The 16266-nt window shown below is 48.0% G+C and carries 20 protein-coding genes and 1 tRNA gene; 5 read left to right on the forward strand and 16 right to left on the reverse strand.

All coding sequences use genetic code 11. The annotated features are described in order from the left end of the window. Window positions 1-12: 12 nt before the first annotated feature. From MJB10_RS18380 to MJB10_RS18390, 3 genes are all read right to left on the reverse strand, one after another. Window positions 13-141 carry a hypothetical protein gene (locus MJB10_RS18380; protein WP_314797025.1) on the reverse strand — a complete coding sequence of 43 codons (129 nt, stop codon included), beginning with the start codon at window positions 139-141 and terminating at the stop codon, window positions 13-15. Window positions 142-166: 25 nt separating this feature from the next. After that, the gene (locus MJB10_RS18385; protein WP_314797027.1) at window positions 167-442 is read right to left on the reverse strand and encodes a MarR family winged helix-turn-helix transcriptional regulator; all 276 of its coding nucleotides are present in this window, start codon (window positions 440-442) and stop codon (window positions 167-169) included. A gap of 173 nt (window positions 443-615) precedes the next feature. Beyond that, a tRNA-Leu gene (locus MJB10_RS18390) sits at window positions 616-699 on the reverse strand. Between the two features lie 113 nt (window positions 700-812). On the opposite strand from MJB10_RS18390, the gene MJB10_RS18395 reads away from it, so the two are divergent. Then, the gene (locus MJB10_RS18395; protein ID WP_314797028.1) at window positions 813-995 is read left to right on the forward strand and encodes a hypothetical protein; all 183 of its coding nucleotides are present in this window, start codon (window positions 813-815) and stop codon (window positions 993-995) included. A gap of 46 nt (window positions 996-1041) precedes the next feature. Here the strand turns inward: MJB10_RS18395 and MJB10_RS18400 are convergent, their stop codons facing one another. Next, window positions 1042-1818 (reverse strand): adenosylcobinamide amidohydrolase, encoded by a 777-nt coding sequence (locus MJB10_RS18400; RefSeq protein ID WP_314797030.1) that lies wholly within the window; start codon window positions 1816-1818, stop codon window positions 1042-1044. Beyond that, complete coding sequence (locus MJB10_RS18405) at window positions 1805-2068, reverse strand: hypothetical protein (RefSeq protein ID WP_314797032.1); 264 nt, start codon at window positions 2066-2068, stop codon at window positions 1805-1807. The genes MJB10_RS18400 and MJB10_RS18405 overlap by 14 nt, the downstream gene beginning before the upstream one ends. 198 nt (window positions 2069-2266) lie before the next feature. On the opposite strand from MJB10_RS18405, the gene MJB10_RS18410 reads away from it, so the two are divergent. After that, on the forward strand, window positions 2267-2584 hold the full coding sequence (locus tag MJB10_RS18410; protein WP_314797034.1) for a hypothetical protein: 318 nt from the start codon (window positions 2267-2269) through the stop codon (window positions 2582-2584). A gap of 66 nt (window positions 2585-2650) precedes the next feature. Here the strand turns inward: MJB10_RS18410 and MJB10_RS18415 are convergent, their stop codons facing one another. Next, the gene (locus MJB10_RS18415; RefSeq protein WP_314797035.1) at window positions 2651-2977 is read right to left on the reverse strand and encodes a hypothetical protein; all 327 of its coding nucleotides are present in this window, start codon (window positions 2975-2977) and stop codon (window positions 2651-2653) included. Between the two features lie 80 nt (window positions 2978-3057). Next, the gene (locus tag MJB10_RS18420; RefSeq protein ID WP_314797037.1) at window positions 3058-3627 is read right to left on the reverse strand and encodes a xanthine phosphoribosyltransferase; all 570 of its coding nucleotides are present in this window, start codon (window positions 3625-3627) and stop codon (window positions 3058-3060) included. Between the two features lie 266 nt (window positions 3628-3893). Here MJB10_RS18420 and MJB10_RS18425 point away from each other — a divergent pair, with 266 nt between their 5' ends. Beyond that, window positions 3894-4604, forward strand: coding sequence for a DUF4309 domain-containing protein (locus MJB10_RS18425; RefSeq protein ID WP_314797038.1), 711 nt, complete (start codon window positions 3894-3896; stop codon window positions 4602-4604). Window positions 4605-4665: 61 nt separating this feature from the next. Here the strand turns inward: MJB10_RS18425 and MJB10_RS18430 are convergent, their stop codons facing one another. Beyond that, window positions 4666-5304 (reverse strand): DedA family protein, encoded by a 639-nt coding sequence (locus tag MJB10_RS18430; protein ID WP_314797040.1) that lies wholly within the window; start codon window positions 5302-5304, stop codon window positions 4666-4668. A gap of 143 nt (window positions 5305-5447) precedes the next feature. Between MJB10_RS18430 and MJB10_RS18435 the strand changes: the two genes are divergently transcribed. Next, entirely contained in the window at window positions 5448-6485 is a 1038-nt protein-coding gene (locus MJB10_RS18435) for a YkvI family membrane protein (protein WP_314797041.1), read from the forward strand. Here MJB10_RS18435 and MJB10_RS18440 read toward each other — a convergent pair. From MJB10_RS18440 to MJB10_RS18460, 5 genes are read right to left on the reverse strand one after another with little or no spacing between them, the layout of a single operon-like run. Beyond that, a complete protein-coding gene (locus tag MJB10_RS18440; RefSeq protein WP_314797043.1) occupies window positions 6417-6854 on the reverse strand; it encodes a hypothetical protein in 438 nt (145 codons plus the stop codon). The two genes, MJB10_RS18435 and MJB10_RS18440, sit on opposite strands and share 69 nt — an antisense overlap. Window positions 6855-6885: 31 nt before the next feature. Beyond that, window positions 6886-7167: a hypothetical protein gene (locus MJB10_RS18445; RefSeq protein ID WP_314797045.1), complete on the reverse strand. Its 282-nt coding sequence runs from the start codon at window positions 7165-7167 to the stop codon at window positions 6886-6888. 25 nt (window positions 7168-7192) lie between these two features. Next, window positions 7193-10441: an AAA family ATPase gene (locus tag MJB10_RS18450; RefSeq protein WP_314797047.1), complete on the reverse strand. Its 3249-nt coding sequence runs from the start codon at window positions 10439-10441 to the stop codon at window positions 7193-7195. Beyond that, window positions 10438-11715: a metallophosphoesterase family protein gene (locus tag MJB10_RS18455; protein WP_314797049.1), complete on the reverse strand. Its 1278-nt coding sequence runs from the start codon at window positions 11713-11715 to the stop codon at window positions 10438-10440. The genes MJB10_RS18450 and MJB10_RS18455 overlap by 4 nt, the downstream gene beginning before the upstream one ends. A gap of 25 nt (window positions 11716-11740) precedes the next feature. After that, window positions 11741-12901 carry a glycosyltransferase family 4 protein gene (locus MJB10_RS18460; protein WP_314797051.1) on the reverse strand — a complete coding sequence of 387 codons (1161 nt, stop codon included), beginning with the start codon at window positions 12899-12901 and terminating at the stop codon, window positions 11741-11743. A 179-nt stretch (window positions 12902-13080) separates the two neighbouring features. Here MJB10_RS18460 and MJB10_RS18465 point away from each other — a divergent pair, with 179 nt between their 5' ends. Next, complete coding sequence (locus MJB10_RS18465) at window positions 13081-14217, forward strand: GGDEF domain-containing protein (RefSeq protein WP_314797053.1); 1137 nt, start codon at window positions 13081-13083, stop codon at window positions 14215-14217. Window positions 14218-14279: 62 nt separating this feature from the next. Here the strand turns inward: MJB10_RS18465 and MJB10_RS18470 are convergent, their stop codons facing one another. The 3 genes from MJB10_RS18470 to MJB10_RS18480 all read right to left on the reverse strand — a co-directional run bounded on the left by MJB10_RS18470 (window position 14280) and on the right by MJB10_RS18480 (window position 16265). Then, entirely contained in the window at window positions 14280-14576 is a 297-nt protein-coding gene (locus MJB10_RS18470) for a DUF6509 family protein (RefSeq protein ID WP_314797056.1), read from the reverse strand. A gap of 125 nt (window positions 14577-14701) precedes the next feature. Further along, on the reverse strand, window positions 14702-15646 hold the full coding sequence (locus MJB10_RS18475; RefSeq protein ID WP_314797057.1) for a transporter suffix domain-containing protein: 945 nt from the start codon (window positions 15644-15646) through the stop codon (window positions 14702-14704). A gap of 130 nt (window positions 15647-15776) precedes the next feature. After that, window positions 15777-16265 (reverse strand): DinB family protein, encoded by a 489-nt coding sequence (locus tag MJB10_RS18480; protein WP_314797059.1) that lies wholly within the window; start codon window positions 16263-16265, stop codon window positions 15777-15779. Window position 16266 lies beyond the last annotated feature (1 nt).

The following is a 16266-nucleotide window of genomic DNA, read 5'->3' on the forward strand; positions in this document are numbered from 1 at the left end:
AAAAACGATGTCTCAAAGCTTTTGTTCCAATTGACTGCCAGACTCGTAAAGCATCTTGGTCAATTGCTTGCCCGCATCCTCACCTAATACTTCCGAATAACGCTTGTATAGCTCTTTCCAAGCCTGTTTAATGACCTTCATGAGTTCTAAGCCTTCCGATGTAAGCTCAATTAATGACAGCTTTCCCTCGGTTTCGACTGAGAACTAACTCTTTATGAATCAGCTTCTCGATAAAACGGGTTATCGTTGACGGAGTCAAGTGCAGGGCTTCACCTAGTTCTTTCTGTGAAATACCTGGTTGTTCATGTACAGCCATAAGCAAAAATGCATACGTAGGAGACAAACCAGTAGATTTAAATGTTTCTTCTGCCATTCTGGTGATTGCCCTGTTCAACAAAGCCGAAGAAAAGTACATGCAATTTTGAAAGTAATCATCCAGCATAATGTTTCCTCCCTTCCGTTTCATTTGTATATACAACTATAATGAATACCACCACTTTTGTCAACTTGCTTATTACTATACGAAAAATGTGGCAGTCTCTATTCGTCCCATCCTGTTCTTCTCAACAAAAAGAAACCCTTCAAAATGAATTGAAGGGTTTCTTTCGACTATGATGCGGTCAAGAGGACTCGAACCTCCACGGGGGTAAGCCCACACGGACCTGAACCGTGCGCGTCTGCCAATTCCGCCATGACCGCGTTTACAAAAAATATAATACCATGTGACGAGAAAGCTCGTCAATCAAACTTTTGGTCTAGGGGTATAAATCCGACTCGTCCTCCGAACCCTAATACCAAAGGAGGCATGACCTATGGATAAAGATGAAATTGACGCATTAGAACCGAAATACACAGGCAATCAGCGTCATCTCACAGAGGGTGAGGCGCAAGCGATTGTGCATGACCCGAACTTCAAAAGCGAAGCTGATGAAGATATCACTGACTTGGACGCTCTTGCCATTGGACTTGCATATGGCGTGACTCGCAGGACATAGGATTAGCTTCTGGAGCCTCTCGCCATGCGAGAGGCTCCTCGCATTTTCACCCAAATTCCCCCAGGTACTCTCTACGCTTCGCCATTTCAAGCTCATATAGCTGACCCGATGCCAATATAGCCTCATAAACCGTTCTGCCGATCCCATACCCCAGTGCCGTTGCTGTACCTGCATAGCGGTGTGTTTTTCCCTTGCCCGTTGCAGCAATTAAAACAGCATCCGTACTCGTTCCCGTTGCAATTTGTCCGTTGATTGTAGTATTCAGATCTTGAAGCGCCGCTGCTTTGGCTTCTGTAGCCGTAATGACCGCGTTCACCATCGCAGCATCGGTCAAATGTCCCTCAATAACAATGATCGTGTTGATTGTGCCTGGATACAGAGAGGTTGACGGCAGTACCGCACCAGCTCTTGCTTTATTGCCAAGTCCTACGGTCACCCAAGCAGCGACACGAAGCGAAGCTTCCGCACCTTCCTCAATTCTAACCAGATCCCCGTATTCGTCCTCCAGCGGCCAGGCCATTTCCTTAAATCCTACATCCTGTACCCATGCTGCGGTAAGCATGCCTGCTGTATCATGCGGATTCATCCCTTCTCGTGCGATGAACGCCTCCATTTCCACAGCAGGATCGTCTTCGTTATACGTCTTGTCCACTTGCCGATTCATCAGAAACCGATGATGACCGAAGCCGCCCCCCCATGGAGAGGAATTTAACGTTCGCAGTGGATTTTCACTCGAAATTTGCAAATACTGACCATAGGGCGATTGAACCTGCTTCATTGCCACGCCAGCTATCGTTGTAGTTACACCCTCACTCTGTCTCATCGGACAGATCGTCAGGGGCTACCGTCTCCTGAGGCAGCATGAAAGCTGGCGGCCTTTCATTCTCATAGGGCTGATAGACGTAGCCGCGGGCGAGCTTGACCACTCTACGATTTTTTTTGCGAATAAGGACCGTCTCGTCATCCCAAGCAACGACAATCCCTCGAACATCATTTGTTGGGCTTACATCTCTAATCACGCGCAGCAGCGTGCTCTCCACGCGGTATTGGTCCAATTGTTCCTCCGAAATCATCTATGTAGCACCTCCATGGCATCTTCCTTTATTATCTTCATCTCTTCATTAGCATACACCAATTTGCAATTCGGTGAAACGTTACATAAAATCGCAGAGCTTCGGATACCTTAACAAAAGAACGAATGACAAGACTTCGAGTGCAAGATCAGTTAGGGGTAAAGGCACCTTTTGCCTACCGTAAGGGAGGACTGTACAATGGAGAAAAGAACCTATTATGTTAATGTAGGCACGGGAGAAGTGCTTGAAGATAGCACAGCACTTGATTATGAGTTTGAAATTTCAGCAACGGATGATGACATCGCCAAGTTGCAGGAGCTTTTTGAAGAAACGGATAATTCTTCTCAAGGCAGTTATGCAACCTCTTGGCTTCCTTGGAAAGTCTACTACTCGAATGAGACGAATCAGGAATATGATTATTATTTAACCGAAATATATCGAACATTGCATCGTTTAGGTTCTGAACAAACCAAGCGGCATATCGAGACCATGCATGTTTTAGAAAATGGGATTTGATCTGCACATAAAAAAGGCCAAGAATTCACGTGGAATTCATTGGCCTTTTCCCGTATATAGTGTTCCTTAGCTTACATGTTCCTTCGAATCATTCGTTTCAAACCAGAAATCAAGGACTTTGCTAGACATCACGCGTTTCTTGATATAATCCGCTTGCGCAACAGAGAACTGCCCTTCCCATTCAATCGTAAGCTCCGTGCAGAGTTTCACGATCGTTAACAACTCGGACCAGGCCACATAGCGCTTATACCAGAAGAATTGTGGGTGTTCAATCATATACGGATACAGATCGTCAAACTCTGTATGTTTACAATCAAGCGCACGTTCAAAGTGAGTCTTCGCTTCCCCAAGCTTTGTCATGAAATAGTCAATGGAACCATTTTCGATACCCATAGATGTCAGCCTCCTCTCCTACCTTGTAAACATTATAATGGATAAATTGGTTTCAGGGAAGATACTCGCAAGATGTAAAATCAGTCAAAAGTGATTTGCCCATTATCGAGCGAAGCAATGCGTGCCAAAGACTCCACGCGAATGCCGCGTTCGCGAATCGATTTACCGCCATTTTGGAATAGCTTCTCGACGACAATCCCCACTCCGACAAGCTCTGCTTCCGCTTTTTCCACAATACGAATTAAGCCGCGAGCTGCATCGCCATTCGCAATAAAATCATCGATCAGCAGGATGCGCTGCCCTTTGGATAACAAATGGGAGGATACCATAATATCGGTGACAATTCCTTTTGTAAAAGATGGAACACGCTCGCTATACGTATCTTGATCCATCGTCAACGTCTTCTTTCGACGGGCAAAAACCATAGGGACACCTAGCTGCAACGCTGTTGTATAAGCTATTGGAATGCCCGATGATTCCACGGTCAATACTTTATCCGGCTTCGTTTCACGGAATAATCTTGCGAACTCTTTGCCCATTTCCATAATCAGCTCGGGATCAACCTGATGGTTCAAAATCGCATCAAGCTTGAGTACTTGATTGGATGCAACGATGCCGACCTCTAAGATCCGTTTTTTCAATAATTCCATGAAATCAGCCCCCATAATCGCTTCTATTATGAGTAAGTTACCATATTGATCCTGCTTGTTTCAAGTCCAAGATGAAAATATGGGAAAGGTTGAAACTTTTTAGCCTTCCCGCGTGTCTATATAGTATAGGGTTTCCAGACAATTGGGATTCGTTCTAGAATTGCTCACATTTGGGCATAGAGATGCATTGAAAACCTACGATAAAACAGTATGATTAATCTTATCCTATATTTGAGCGTGTTACGACATTTCGGCGGAAAGGAAAGATGGCAATGAACAACCCTCTTAAACCCATACTCACCCTCTGTGTGCCTGTTGCATTTGCTTCATTCTTGGTCGCTGGATGCCAACAATCATCTGCTCCTGCAACTAAACCAACAACTGATGTTTCAACACATATACAAGCTGAGCTTCCGATGGAAACGACACCGCCTGTCGCGGCCATCCAAGCACCATCCACTTCACCTGCAACAGAAGACACAACGAAGCATGAAGCACAGGTGGCAGGCATAACGAAAGTAGATCAACCTGATTTCAACCAAGCTTATACCACGCCTAAACCGAGCGCGAAACCAAAGGTAAAAGCGGAAGATGCCTATCAGCAAGAAAAGCCTACCCTGATGGGGTTGAAGCTGGGAACAGCCAAAGACACCGTGTTGGAACGATTCGGCAAAGCCAAACATCAATTCACCATGGAAGAAGACAATATCGAGGTGTTTGATTTCACGGATTTCTCCGTTGGTTTCAATCCGAAAGGAACACTTGAATTCGTTGACGTGCATTCCGTTGATATTGACCCAGGGCTCCATGGCCTGCGTTTAGGCCAGAGCGTACAAGAGGCACTTCACATTTTAGGCAAACCAGATACGAATTCCACCTATGTGTTAGCTTACAAAGCGCAAGGAACGCTGCTCAAACTGGATATCGACCCGCATGATAACAAAATTCAGTCCATTAAGCTATTTGGTAATAACTAATTACTATTCAAATAATCGAACTAATAACGAAAGACCTTGAGTTCACCGTCGTGGTGATAATTCAAGGTCTTTTTTTAGATTTATCACGTCGAAGGACGACAATGCGATGGTTACGAAACCTGATGTAAAGGAAGACGCCTAGTCCCCCAAGAACGACTAACGCAATAAGAAATACGCCTAAATAAGTATGGATGAGCGGAAGTAAATGATCCAGATTGTTGCCGATCACGCGGCCAAGAGTTAAAAAGATGGAACACCACAGCAGCGCACCCGTTCCCGCATACAGGATGTATTTATAAAATTTAACCCCGCTAACGCCCGACAAATAGCAAGTAAAATGCCGAACACCAGGCACGAAATAACCGAAAAATACGGTCCATAAGCCATACTTTTTGAACCAGCCTTCTGCCCGTTCGATGCGGCTTGGTGTCAACTTCACCCATTTGCCATAGCGATGGAGAAATGGCTTGCCTACACGATGACCGATCACATAGCTGACCGTCATCCCCGTCATGGTGCCCGCGTAGATCACGGCCAACGTTGGTCCAAATTCAAAAGGCCCGCCGAGGGCAGTCAGCGATCCAATGAACACCATGAGCGTTTCATCTGGAATCGGGACGCCAATCATACCGGCAGACAAGATCACATATAAGGCAATATAACCATAATGACTAATGAAATCAAACAAAAAATCCTTCACACCAACACTCTCCTGCTTATGACTTACCAGGTAAGCCCCTCAGATGAGTTCTCGACAAATGGGCGCTCACGAAGTTACAGTCATGCATGCTTGTTCACAAACATACCTTGTACTATACCAAATGAAAGAAAGCGAGGCAATATATGCGACATGCACAGATTGTCCGTGTAGCCTTCACCTATATTGGAACGGTTGTCGGGGCTGGCTTCGCTTCTGGGCAGGAAATTCTCCAGTTTTTCACGCGATACGGCTCGCTCGCAACCTTAACGATCGCCCTATCGACATTGTTCTTCATCTGGATCGGCATTCAACTTATGCTTATGGCGCATGACTTGAGGGCAGAATCCTATGAGGATTTAAATAAGGTGCTGTTTGGTGAACACATCGGCAAATGGATTTCACTATTCATGATGGTTGTCTTGTTCGGGATCACAACGGTGATGTTAGCAGGGGCTGGAACGGTGTTTGAAGAGCAGCTTCACCTGAGCTATACAACAGGATTGATTGTGACCTTGCTGCTCTCCTATTTCATTTTAACGCGAGGCATTAAAGCGATCATGACCGTTAATTCGATCGTCGTTCCAATTATGCTGCTTTTTAGCGTTGTCATCGTTGTTTATACGTGGCACTCCCCGGCATCTGGAAACTGGCTGAGAATTTCCAGTGATGACAGCCTGCTGAGCATCTGGTTCGCCCCGTTTCTATACACAGCCTTCAACTTAGCCATGGCGCAAGCTGTTTTAGTACCGATGGGAGGGGCGATTCGTGATCGATCCATCCTATATTGGGGAGGACTGCTCGGCGGGGCAGGGATCGGACTGCTTTTACTAGCTGCCCATTATGCGTTATCCGCCCAAATGCCTGGCATTGCTCAATTCGAAATTCCAATGGGCAACATTATGACCAAGCTCGGATACTTACCGCAAGTGGCTTATTTGCTCGTCATTTATGGTGAAATATTCACCACCTTCATCGGAGACGCTTACGGCTTATCCATGCAGTTGCAGCAGCGAATCAAGGTGCCGCCTAAACTGATCTTGATTAGTATACTGATCCTCAGTTATGTCATCAGTCATATTGGCTTCAAGACGTTATTGTCGGCGCTATATCCGCTATTTGGCATCATAAGTGTGGTTTGGCTCGTGCTGATGATCTGGCGTAATCGCCGCAGTGCGTTGTAACGTATCGATTGGAAGAAAACTGAGCACGACAAGTAATCGAATGAACAACATCAACATGCCCATCGCACAAATCACAATCCCAGTAAGCAGATATCCCCAGTGGAAATTAGCAATTTCCGTATGATCACGCCCTACCGCTACAAGCTCTGCAATTAATAATAGAAGGCCGATAATAAATAATCCGACAACAGAGAAATCCAAGAACGTCCAACGTGAGAAATACGTAACGGCAATTTCAACCTGACTGACCGCTCGCGGTGAGGCGGCTTGTTGGCGCCATAACTGATGAACTGACCAAGCTGTGTAGAAGCCAGCTCCTGTGACGAACAGACCGACAATTCCACCTAATATGGCTAAAAATAAATGCATGTGGAACCTCCTTTCATCTATACGATCATGATTAGTGCCGACGTAAACCAAATATCAAGACTAGTGTTAATCCAAAACTAAGGAATGGCAGCGCATAAAGCAAGGGAAATAACACAGCCTTCGGAAGCTTCATGGCTGGCAGCCATAAATAATGCAAGTGTTTCCGAGTCGCTTCAAGGCCGTCTTGATCTCCGCTATTGGCGCGCAGGGTATCTGCAGAAGTACCCTCATTCCATTGAATTTTCCCTTTTTTCCAGCCAACCTGATACGAAATTTCTCGATGTTCCTTCTTCTTCTCGTTACCTGTCTCCATGTGATCTGCCTCCCTTCCCCGCATTCTATACTTGTATGGAAAGATGACCAGGAATTACTCGCTTCGCGGCGTCGCGAACATGCTTATGGCATGTAAACAGTAATATTTGATGTCGGGTACTTAGCTCGCTAAGGACGCGTAAGCAGCTTTCCATACGTTCCTCATCGAAATTCACCAAAATATCGTCCAACACCAAGGGTAAAACGGCTTTCCCAGCATACTCCTCTACAAGAGCAAAGCGCATTGCCAAGTAGAGCTGCTCCGCTGTTCCCCGACTAAGTTGATTCGTTTCCACCACCTGCCCATTAGCCCTAACTGCCAGCAATCGTTGTTCACCGAAAGGCGCTTTAACAGCCGTGAAAGCTCCATTCGTCATCGTGCCAAAATAAGCGGACGCTCGCAAAAGCACACCAGGTTGACGCTCCTGTTCGTACACATCGCGAGCTTTTTTCAAAAGCTGGGCTGCGAACGAAACAACCGCATATTGATGTACTTGCTGCGAGATCGTTGTGCGCAGCGATTCCGCTTGCAAGCGTTGATTGGCTGCTTCTTCACCTTGCTCCAACTTCTCAATCTGACCCGTAAGCTTGCCGATTACTTCTCGTATGGCATTCGTTTGCGTGATCATTTCTGAGAGATTCAGCTGTCCCTGCGTCACAAGCTGAGCAAGCTCCTCTTCACCGTGCGATTCCAGCAGGTCGATCATACTGGCCATCCCTGACGCGCTGACAACACATTCAAGCGAGGCTTGCAGATGACTGGCTTCCTCCTCAAGTTTCTGGCGTGCCACCTCTTCCTCTTCCGCAATTCGCAGTCCTTCCCCATCACGAACAGAAGCTTCTGCAAATAGTTGCTGCACACGGGAATCGATTCTTTGCTGCTGTCCCGCCACAAGTTGAAGCGCATGCTCCGTTTCTACAAGTTTTTGCTGGGCCTGCTTTTCCTCGGAAAGGACGCGAAGTTGATTTTGTTCAGCTTCTTTCCAACGTTTCAACGCGAAAATAATGTCTTGTGAATGGGCTGGTAAACCAAGTAACTCACTTACGCCTTCTTCAAAATCATGGATCGCCGCTTCAAACGCATCGTATTTCGCCTTCATCTTCTGCAGGTGCCGCAGTCCTTCTTGGGCTTGCTCAATTACTTGAAGCGTCTCGGTTAAGGCCTCCGTCGATGGATGATCACCCACGCCTAATTGCTGAAGCCAAACTTTCCATTCCATCTGCAGTTGTGCAGCCTCGTTCCGAAACTGTTCCGCGAATTGATTTCGCGCATGGAATTGCTTCTGAAGCGATTGTCCGTGTTCCCTCATGTCACGCAACTTCTCAAGCTTCCTGAGCTGCTCATTGTAGTGATGCTTGCTCAGTTCAGCTTCTCGAAACCATGCCTCTATGTAAAAGTGCAGCTCTTGCAGGGCAATTTGAGGCGTATTTCTTCCCTCTCGACTCGTAGTGACTGCCACTTCCTGCAACGCAGTCGTATTCATACGCTGCTGACGCTGGTATTGACGAACTCTTTCCTGGATGCGACCTTCCAATTGCTTCAGTTCTTGCTCTAACATTGGATTCTGAACAAGCGCCGTAGTCACAGCAGGCATGGCTCGTGTGGCGCGTTTGCCTTCATCTTGCCTCCCTGTCAACCAGAAGTAAGCGGTGATTCCCGCTATTCCTAGAAAGAGGGCACCTGCAGTGAACCAAGTCGTCTGCCAGCCCACAATCAATGGGAGTAAGATCGCTAATAAAATTAACATCATGAGCAAGCGCGAACGCATTTGACGCGCAGCGGCTCGACCTGCTCGCGCAGTCTCTTCCAAGCTTTGCTGGAATTGCCCTTGCTCGGCTTGCCGCTCGGCTTGATGAGCAAGCTGGCTGCCTACTACCTGCCACCTAGCATAGTCGTTGGCGATTTGCTGGACCAAAGAGGTCGGATCATCGAGCATCCCTGGGGCTCCATGCATCGCTTCCCCCTCCATGCCCAGTCGAAATTGCTGGCACTCGGTTTCTAATGCATCCACGTTCTCTTGCCAACGGGCAAGCTGCTCCTGCAAATTTTCGAGTTCTGCACGGATGCGATGCTCCTGCTCCGCGCTTTGGCGGAATTTCTCTTTATAGATGCGAATCTGCTCACGCAGGGCAATCGTAATAGGGAAAGAGCTTACTTCGTGCTCATTCCATTGCACATCTAAATTAGACAGAAGTCGATCGATCTGTGCACGTTGATGTGACAGCTCTACGTCAAGTTGATCTCGCTGGCGTTTATGTTCATCATAGGTCGCGGCTTGCGCAAGCCAATGATTCAGCTCGACCTGATGCTGAAGCAGCGCAGGCTCCAAGGGGAGCGCTGCCAGCTCGCCGCGCAAGCTGTCCAGCCCCAGCTGCAGCTTGTCGCGCTCCGCCTGGAGGCGCTCCTGCTCGCTCTCGAGCGCTGCCAGCCTTGCCGCAGCCTGCGCCGGGAAACCCGGCCGGGCCGGCAGGCCCTCCAGCTCGCGGCCGATCTGCCGCAAGCGGAGCCAGCCGCTGCGCGCCTTGCCGGCCAGGCCGAGCCTGTGCAGCTCCGCGCGCAGCGCCTCCTGCTGCCCCTCCAGGGCAGCAGCGCGCGCCTCCGCGGTGCGGCGTTCTTCCTGCAGCCGATCGTAGTCGGCTGCTCCGTCTCGGCTGCGGCGCAGCGCTTGCTCCAGACCCTCGAGTTCCCTCAGGAGACGGTTCATCTCCTGAGTGCGTCCGCGAGGTCTGTACAAGCTGTCGGCCTGCGCCGTCAGCTTGCGCTCGGCCTCCATAATGGCCGAGCCGCTTACCCCAAGCCCAGCGCTATACAGATAGCCGCTGAGCTCGTCAGTCTGCAGGGTGCGCAGCTCCTGCAGCTCGGTTAAACCAAAAGCGAACAAGCTGCGGTAGAGGTCGGCCGAGAGGCCGCCCAGCAGCGTGTTCAGCAGCTCTTCGCCGCCGGTAGTGCCGTCGGCGAGAGTGACCTTCACGAGCCCCGCAGAGGCTCGTCTGCCGCCTGCGGCGGGGGCGTCGAAGCGCTCGACGCGAATGCGCTGCCCCTGCTCATCGAGCAGGGTTAGCGCGCCGCCATGGGCGCCGCCGCCCAGCGGCTCGTAGCGCTCCGCGCGGTTCGTCCGCGTCGGGAAGCCGAACAGCACCGCGCGGACGAAGCCCATCAGCGTGCTTTTGCCTGCTTCATTCGCGCCGTAGAACAAGGCAAGTCCGCTGTCGGTGTGCCATTCCCGATTCCGAATATGGCCGAATCCATCGATATGAATAGCGACAATTCTCATCGCGTCGCCCCCCCATCTGCGGTTAGCAGATCTGCGGCAAGCACTTCTGCCGCGCGAAGCCATTCACGCAGCTGCTCGGATGAGGCTGCGGATGGATGGCCTGCCGAATGGGGCAGCCCCTGCAACGCCGCTAACGCTTCATCCGCGAACGCTTGCAAGGCAGCATCATCCTGTCTTATCGCTGCTGCATAGCGAAGAAGATCGCCTAAGAAGCTCTTCTCCTCCAGTGTTGCTGCCCAATCCAATTCGCCAGATGTCCCATCTTCAACAGATTCAATCCATACGAAGCTGCTCATTTCAATTTCTTCTTCTCTTAGCTCATCGATAAGCTCCTGAAGCGTTTTCCCTTTGCGCAGCCGCTCATGCAGCTCACTTCGGCCTTCCAAGTGAATGCGGACGATCACGTCGCGCCCCGCTGCATCACGACGCAGCCGATCTATGACATCCCCGATGGCATCTCGCAATTCTTGTTCCGTACGGATTTCGGTGATTGACATTCTCTCTTGATACCACCGCACCGCGTCCAGTGCATGAAAAGTTAAGTGGGCCTGCCCGAAATCGTCCAACTCGACGAGATAGCAGCCTCTAGGACCTGTCTCGCGAACGCTTCGCCCTTGAATGTTCCCTGGATATACAATCGCGGGTCGTTCATGCAGGACTTGTCTTGTGTGAACGTGGCCCAATGCCCAGTAATCCATGCCCGCGGCAAGTAAATCCTGTTTCGAGCACGGCGCATAGTTGTCATGAGCTGGATCACCATCCACATTGGTATGCAAGAGTCCAATTTGCGGAACATGCGCCTGTCCTCTTTTGAATTGGAGCGCCAAATTCTCGGTTTCAGCCGCTTTCCTGTACGAAATACCGTGAATCTCCGCAACGATGCCGCGCCCATCTTTGGCCACCTGAATCGTTTCCACCTCATGGGACGCAAAAAAATGAACGTCTGCCGGCCAAACCAGCTTAGCGGCACGTCCATCCTCGGGGTCATGGTTTCCATGTATGATATAGACAGGAATGCCTTCTGCCACTAATTGCTCTGCTGCCTTCTGAAACCGAATCTGCGCGCGCAGTGAGCGATCCGAGGCATCATAGACATCCCCGCTGATAAGTACAAAATCAACCTGTTCTCTAATCGCCAGCGCGGCCAGATCCTTCAGAGCTTCGAATGTAGACTCCCGAACTGTCTGTCGAACCCGTTCAGGAAGCGCCGACATGCCTTTAAATGGACTATCTAAATGCAAATCGGCCGCGTGGATAAAACGCAATCGCTTCATAGAACGCCTTCCTTTATTGAGTTTATCACGATTCGTCTGACTCATCTTCCTCGGCTTGCTTATTCACGTCATAACGTTCATACACGCTCTTCAACTGACGCAGCACACGGTTCAAGGAATACGTCTTCTTCGCCTTCTCCCAAGCTGCTCTTGCCAAGTTATAACGGAAGCTAGGGTCAATGACGACTTTCTCCAATGCGTTACTTAGTGCCATGGCATCGCCTACTGGAACTAACAACCCATTGTGTCCGTGTTCGATTTGCTCTGCTATGCCCCCGACATCGGTTCCGATTAATGCCAGCCAACACAGCGCAGCTTCCGCAAAAACAGATCCGAATGCTTCCGCCCGAGAAGGCAGGACGAACACATCAAAAAACGGCATGAATTCTTCCGGATGAAGCATGTAGCCGTAAAAAATCGTGTCTTCATAAATATTGTGTTGAATCGCCAGCTTTTCCAGTTCTTCGCGACTCGGGCCGTCGCCAATGATATGCAGCACGAAGGGGTGTCCCCGCTTCTTGAGTTCGCCGCAGGCAACCAGCAAGGTATCCAAACCTTTCGCCGGCACTAGACGGCATACGGTAATGAATTGTGTCACTTGGTTTTCATGAGAAATCGGTCGGAACCGCTTCTCATCAAATCCGTTCGGAATGACCCCAATGCGTTCGCTGTCTTGCACGTACTCGCCAATATACTGCTTAAAGGAATTCGACACCGTAATGATTTGGTCCACTTTTGCTTCCAATTCCCCATAGATTTGGGTCAGGAATTGATGCTCTACTCCGTTTTCCACAATTCGTCCATTCAGAATAAGCTCTCGCTCAAAACTGGAGTGTATCGTAAGAATCACTGGCGTCTGCGGAAACACTTGTTTCATGACAAGCGCCGCGATCGGATGATGCGCATGAATAATGTCATATTTCTTCGAAATTCTGAGCTTCGTCCACCAGACGTAATCTTTATAGGTTTGGATATATTTATCGATAATCGGATTTCCCGCATATTTGCGCCAATCGAATGTGATGAAGTTTACATCCTCCGAGCCTTTGCCGCGAATCCGCTTAGGTAGCGAAAATAGTTCCATTTCCCAGCCTTTTTTATTAAACCGTTCCAAAATATAGGGAACCATGGATGAAACCCCGCCCGGTTGTTCCGGCGGAAAAAACAATGCTTGCAATATGTTCATTGCATGAGCCCCTCTCCCAAATCCTTGAGCTTACCATCTTATTGTAACGTTTGTGCGTCGAATAGAAAAGAGAACAGAACTTTTTTCCGATCAAATGTTCTATCTCTCCGTCACATTTTCCTTTATAATAAAGTTTACGTTTGACGAATGTCGAAAAACAAAACTTCTTAGGAGGACACATGAACACCACTGACCTGCTATTTGGAGAGTTATCCTCCTTTCTATCTCAAGCGATAATCGTCGTCATCGTTGCAATCATGTTCGTCATTTCGCTCCGTTTATTTTTGGACCGGCGGAAAAAAGGGTATATGTCGATGACTATTTCTCTCCTATTTGTCGGTATATATGCATTACTTCACCTCTATGTCTTGTTTCAAGACATCCATACGAGCTTAACCAGCTATGCCTTACAGATGTTAAAAATAATTTCTTTCGTACTTATAAATATGGGTATTTATCAATTATATAATCGCACAAGTCGTAAGCAGTATATATTTTTCTACGGATTAATCATCATGGGCTTTGTCGTTTCTGTGCTCCACTTCAGTGTCCCGAATCTATATTCGGGGACGGAGCAGCAGCTCCGTTTACTTCAGGACATCGGTCTTGAACTTTACGTATTTGTCCTTATTTTTCTCTGCTTCTATATGATTCCGCCTTACATCGGCCAGCAGTTGAAATACCAAATGGCGCTCAAGGTCTACTTCTTCTACCAGTCCGTCCATCTCGTGAATGCGTATATGTACAACGATGACCAACATGTGCTTACTTTCGCAGTAAATGTACTGCCGATCGTCTATTATTTTCTGCTTTTCATGCTCCTGTTCGAGCGGGTCGTCGAGCTTATGCAAGCCATCTATAACTCCTCCATCACAGACGGGTTAACTCGTCTCTATAATCGCAAATTTTTCTATAACCGTGTGACTCAGCACGTACAGCGTCAAATGCCCGTCTATATTTTGTTCAGTGATATCGATAATTTCAAGAAATTGAATGATACGAAGGGGCATCAAATGGGCGATAACGTCCTTAAACAAGTGGCTCAAATTATGAAAGAAGAAGCGGAAGAATGCGGAATCGCTGGACGTTATGGCGGGGAGGAAATGGTCGTTATGGTTTCCGACCCTAGTGTCAAAATGGATGCCTTCGCAGAACGAATTCGCAGCCGAATCGAGAAAGAGACGATCGTAACAGCCAGCATTGGCTACAGCAAATACAAGAACGGTTTAAGCGCCGAAGAGTTGATTAAGCAGGCGGATGAAGCGATGTATCGTGCCAAAACGACCGGAAAGAACAAAGTCGTGAAGTATGCCTAAAGACGTTCCGCCACATACAGGAAGTAACGCAAAAGAGGAGCCGCCGAGGCTCCTCTTTCACATTACTCATGACCTTCTGCGTAATGCTCCTTGCAGAATGCTTCCACAACCGCCACTTCATCTTCTTCTAGATCAAAATCCAGATAGAGCTCGGTCGTTTTCTCAAACAACTCATATTTTAATAGTTTAGACTCATCTTCGGTTACATTGTAGATCGCCCGAATGTACAGCCCGCTCTCCGAGTAGAGCTCATCATCTTCCTCGACATCAATGTCGATTAAGAACTCATATCGCTGCCCTGCCAAGATCCCGAATGGATCCTTGATTAGCTCAACTGTGTAGCTAGTAATCGTAAACATGGTACCGCCCCTTTCTCTTCTGCACCTGTAAGTATACCTGATGTTCGCACAAAAGAAAAAGTACACATTCTGCAACACTTCTATCTGCTATTCTTTGCTTGCTTATAAGTACATGTATCACATAATCATTCATCTTGCTTAACTGGAGCTGGTGCTTGTTCTTGACTAACTTGCGCCTTCTTGGCGGACGTCCAGTTTCTTGGGTTGAGATAGCTGCGGTATTTCTTCGCTACTTCCTTACCTAGCAAGAGCCCTCCCGTCCAGAAGGTAATCTCGCTGAAGATAAGCAACCCAGTAATCCAACCCGTTATACGTGCACCAGAATGAACGAAAAACGGTATCGTAAATGCACTCAAGAATGCGATGGTCGATAAGATGAGCAAGCCGATGCCAAGCTTTTTCCCCAAGATGAACCTCTCCTTTCGTTTCTTATCCAATCTCTTTGATGCGATCGTCTTACTATCATACTTACGGTTTCTGTTCCTTTTAGTTTCAATTATTCCTGCTGATGAAATATAATCTAATTTCTCTTGTACCATTTTAACAAAACCTTCATCGGTGAGTGATTCAACGAAGTAGAGACCCATATCCATTGAAGCCCCCTTCTGCGGAATAGGATTACAACCCGGAAGGCAAAGTTTCTGCATGATCCACTCCGGGAACGGTAAATAATGAACGCCGATAGCCCCATTGCCATCTTCATAATTCACACCCGTATGATGCGCTTGGCACAAGATAAGCTGGTTCCGAATATCATCAACGGTTGTGATTGGCAGATTTCTCAAAAGACGGCTGTAACCGTATACATCCCATTCCAGTAAGAACTCTTTCAATAGATTGAAGTCTACGATCGTTCGGAATTTATACTCTCCTGCCATATGATGGGATTGCAAGTTCTCTGTCCCTTTGCAAATGTAGCATTGATAATGACCATCCGCTTCTAAGCGTCTCTTGGCTGCCCTGAACTCTGCCGACTCTTCGCGCATGCCATGATCAGGATTAATGTCGATTACTTTTATCGTGTGAACTTCTGCATGTACAGCAATGATATGGTTTTCTTCGATACTCACTTGTTATCCCTCCCTTCTAGCTTTGGATGAAATAGTATATTCATAGAGTTATGAAACTCTTGGACACCCTGGACATCTTATCATCGCTTTCGGGTTGGATGAACATATAAAGAGGTAAGGGGATATCCCCTTACCTCTTTATGTGTTCATTACTCGCTAATGCATCTAAATTCCGTTGAATTTGAGCTAGATGCACTTGCACATGGCGAATGAAGCCTTGGAACAAATCCGAGATCGTCAATTCCTTGCCTTGATTAAGCCCTTTACGCTCCCACTGATCATCCGTCAATCTCTCATAGAACAGCGCGTTATACGCGAGGACAGCATCGAAGGCTGCTAGAATATCCTTGAGATCGGATTGATTTGCTTTCGTACTCGACACCCAGGCATCCTGCTCATACAGGAGGAAAGCTTGGCTGTTTTCGGCCACGATGCTGCGAATACGCACGGAATGAACGAAGCTGGCATCCACGAGATGCGACACCACTTCTTTCACACTCCATTTCTCAGGCGCTTGCTTCCATGCCAACTGTTCTTCGGATAATCCAACCAGACGCTGTTTAATGAGCTCCGATGTCGCTCGGTATAAATCAATTTGAACTTTCGTCGTTTCACTCACG

Origin of the sequence: Paenibacillus sp. MBLB1832, assembly GCF_032271945.1 — a bacterium.
In the GTDB taxonomy this organism is placed as follows: domain Bacteria; phylum Bacillota; class Bacilli; order Paenibacillales; family NBRC-103111; genus Paenibacillus_E; species Paenibacillus_E roseopurpureus.

Bases quoted from the DNA above. Each gene is read 5' to 3' on its own strand.
- MJB10_RS18400 (WP_314797030.1), bottom strand. From the start codon at position 1,818: ATGAGACAGAGTGAGGGTGTAACTACAACGATAGCTGGCGTGGCAATG.
- MJB10_RS18385 (WP_314797027.1), bottom strand. From the start codon at position 442: ATGCTGGATGATTACTTTCAAAATTGCATGTACTTTTCTTCGGCTTTG.
- MJB10_RS18410 (WP_314797034.1), top strand. From the start codon at position 2,267: ATGGAGAAAAGAACCTATTATGTTAATGTAGGCACGGGAGAAGTGCTT.
- MJB10_RS18455 (WP_314797049.1), bottom strand. From the start codon at position 11,715: ATGAAGCGATTGCGTTTTATCCACGCGGCCGATTTGCATTTAGATAGT.
- MJB10_RS18445 (WP_314797045.1), bottom strand. From the start codon at position 7,167: ATGGAGACAGGTAACGAGAAGAAGAAGGAACATCGAGAAATTTCGTAT.
- MJB10_RS18380 (WP_314797025.1), bottom strand. From the start codon at position 141: ATGAAGGTCATTAAACAGGCTTGGAAAGAGCTATACAAGCGTTATTCG.
- MJB10_RS18460 (WP_314797051.1), bottom strand. From the start codon at position 12,901: ATGAACATATTGCAAGCATTGTTTTTTCCGCCGGAACAACCGGGCGGG.
- MJB10_RS18420 (WP_314797037.1), bottom strand. From the start codon at position 3,627: ATGGAATTATTGAAAAAACGGATCTTAGAGGTCGGCATCGTTGCATCC.
- MJB10_RS18440 (WP_314797043.1), bottom strand. From the start codon at position 6,854: ATGCATTTATTTTTAGCCATATTAGGTGGAATTGTCGGTCTGTTCGTC.
- MJB10_RS18415 (WP_314797035.1), bottom strand. From the start codon at position 2,977: ATGGGTATCGAAAATGGTTCCATTGACTATTTCATGACAAAGCTTGGG.
- MJB10_RS18465 (WP_314797053.1), top strand. From the start codon at position 13,081: ATGAACACCACTGACCTGCTATTTGGAGAGTTATCCTCCTTTCTATCT.
- MJB10_RS18435 (WP_314797041.1), top strand. From the start codon at position 5,448: ATGCGACATGCACAGATTGTCCGTGTAGCCTTCACCTATATTGGAACG.
- MJB10_RS18450 (WP_314797047.1), bottom strand. From the start codon at position 10,441: ATGAGAATTGTCGCTATTCATATCGATGGATTCGGCCATATTCGGAAT.
- MJB10_RS18405 (WP_314797032.1), bottom strand. From the start codon at position 2,068: ATGATTTCGGAGGAACAATTGGACCAATACCGCGTGGAGAGCACGCTG.
- MJB10_RS18425 (WP_314797038.1), top strand. From the start codon at position 3,894: ATGGCAATGAACAACCCTCTTAAACCCATACTCACCCTCTGTGTGCCT.
- MJB10_RS18470 (WP_314797056.1), bottom strand. From the start codon at position 14,576: ATGTTTACGATTACTAGCTACACAGTTGAGCTAATCAAGGATCCATTC.
- MJB10_RS18395 (WP_314797028.1), top strand. From the start codon at position 813: ATGGATAAAGATGAAATTGACGCATTAGAACCGAAATACACAGGCAAT.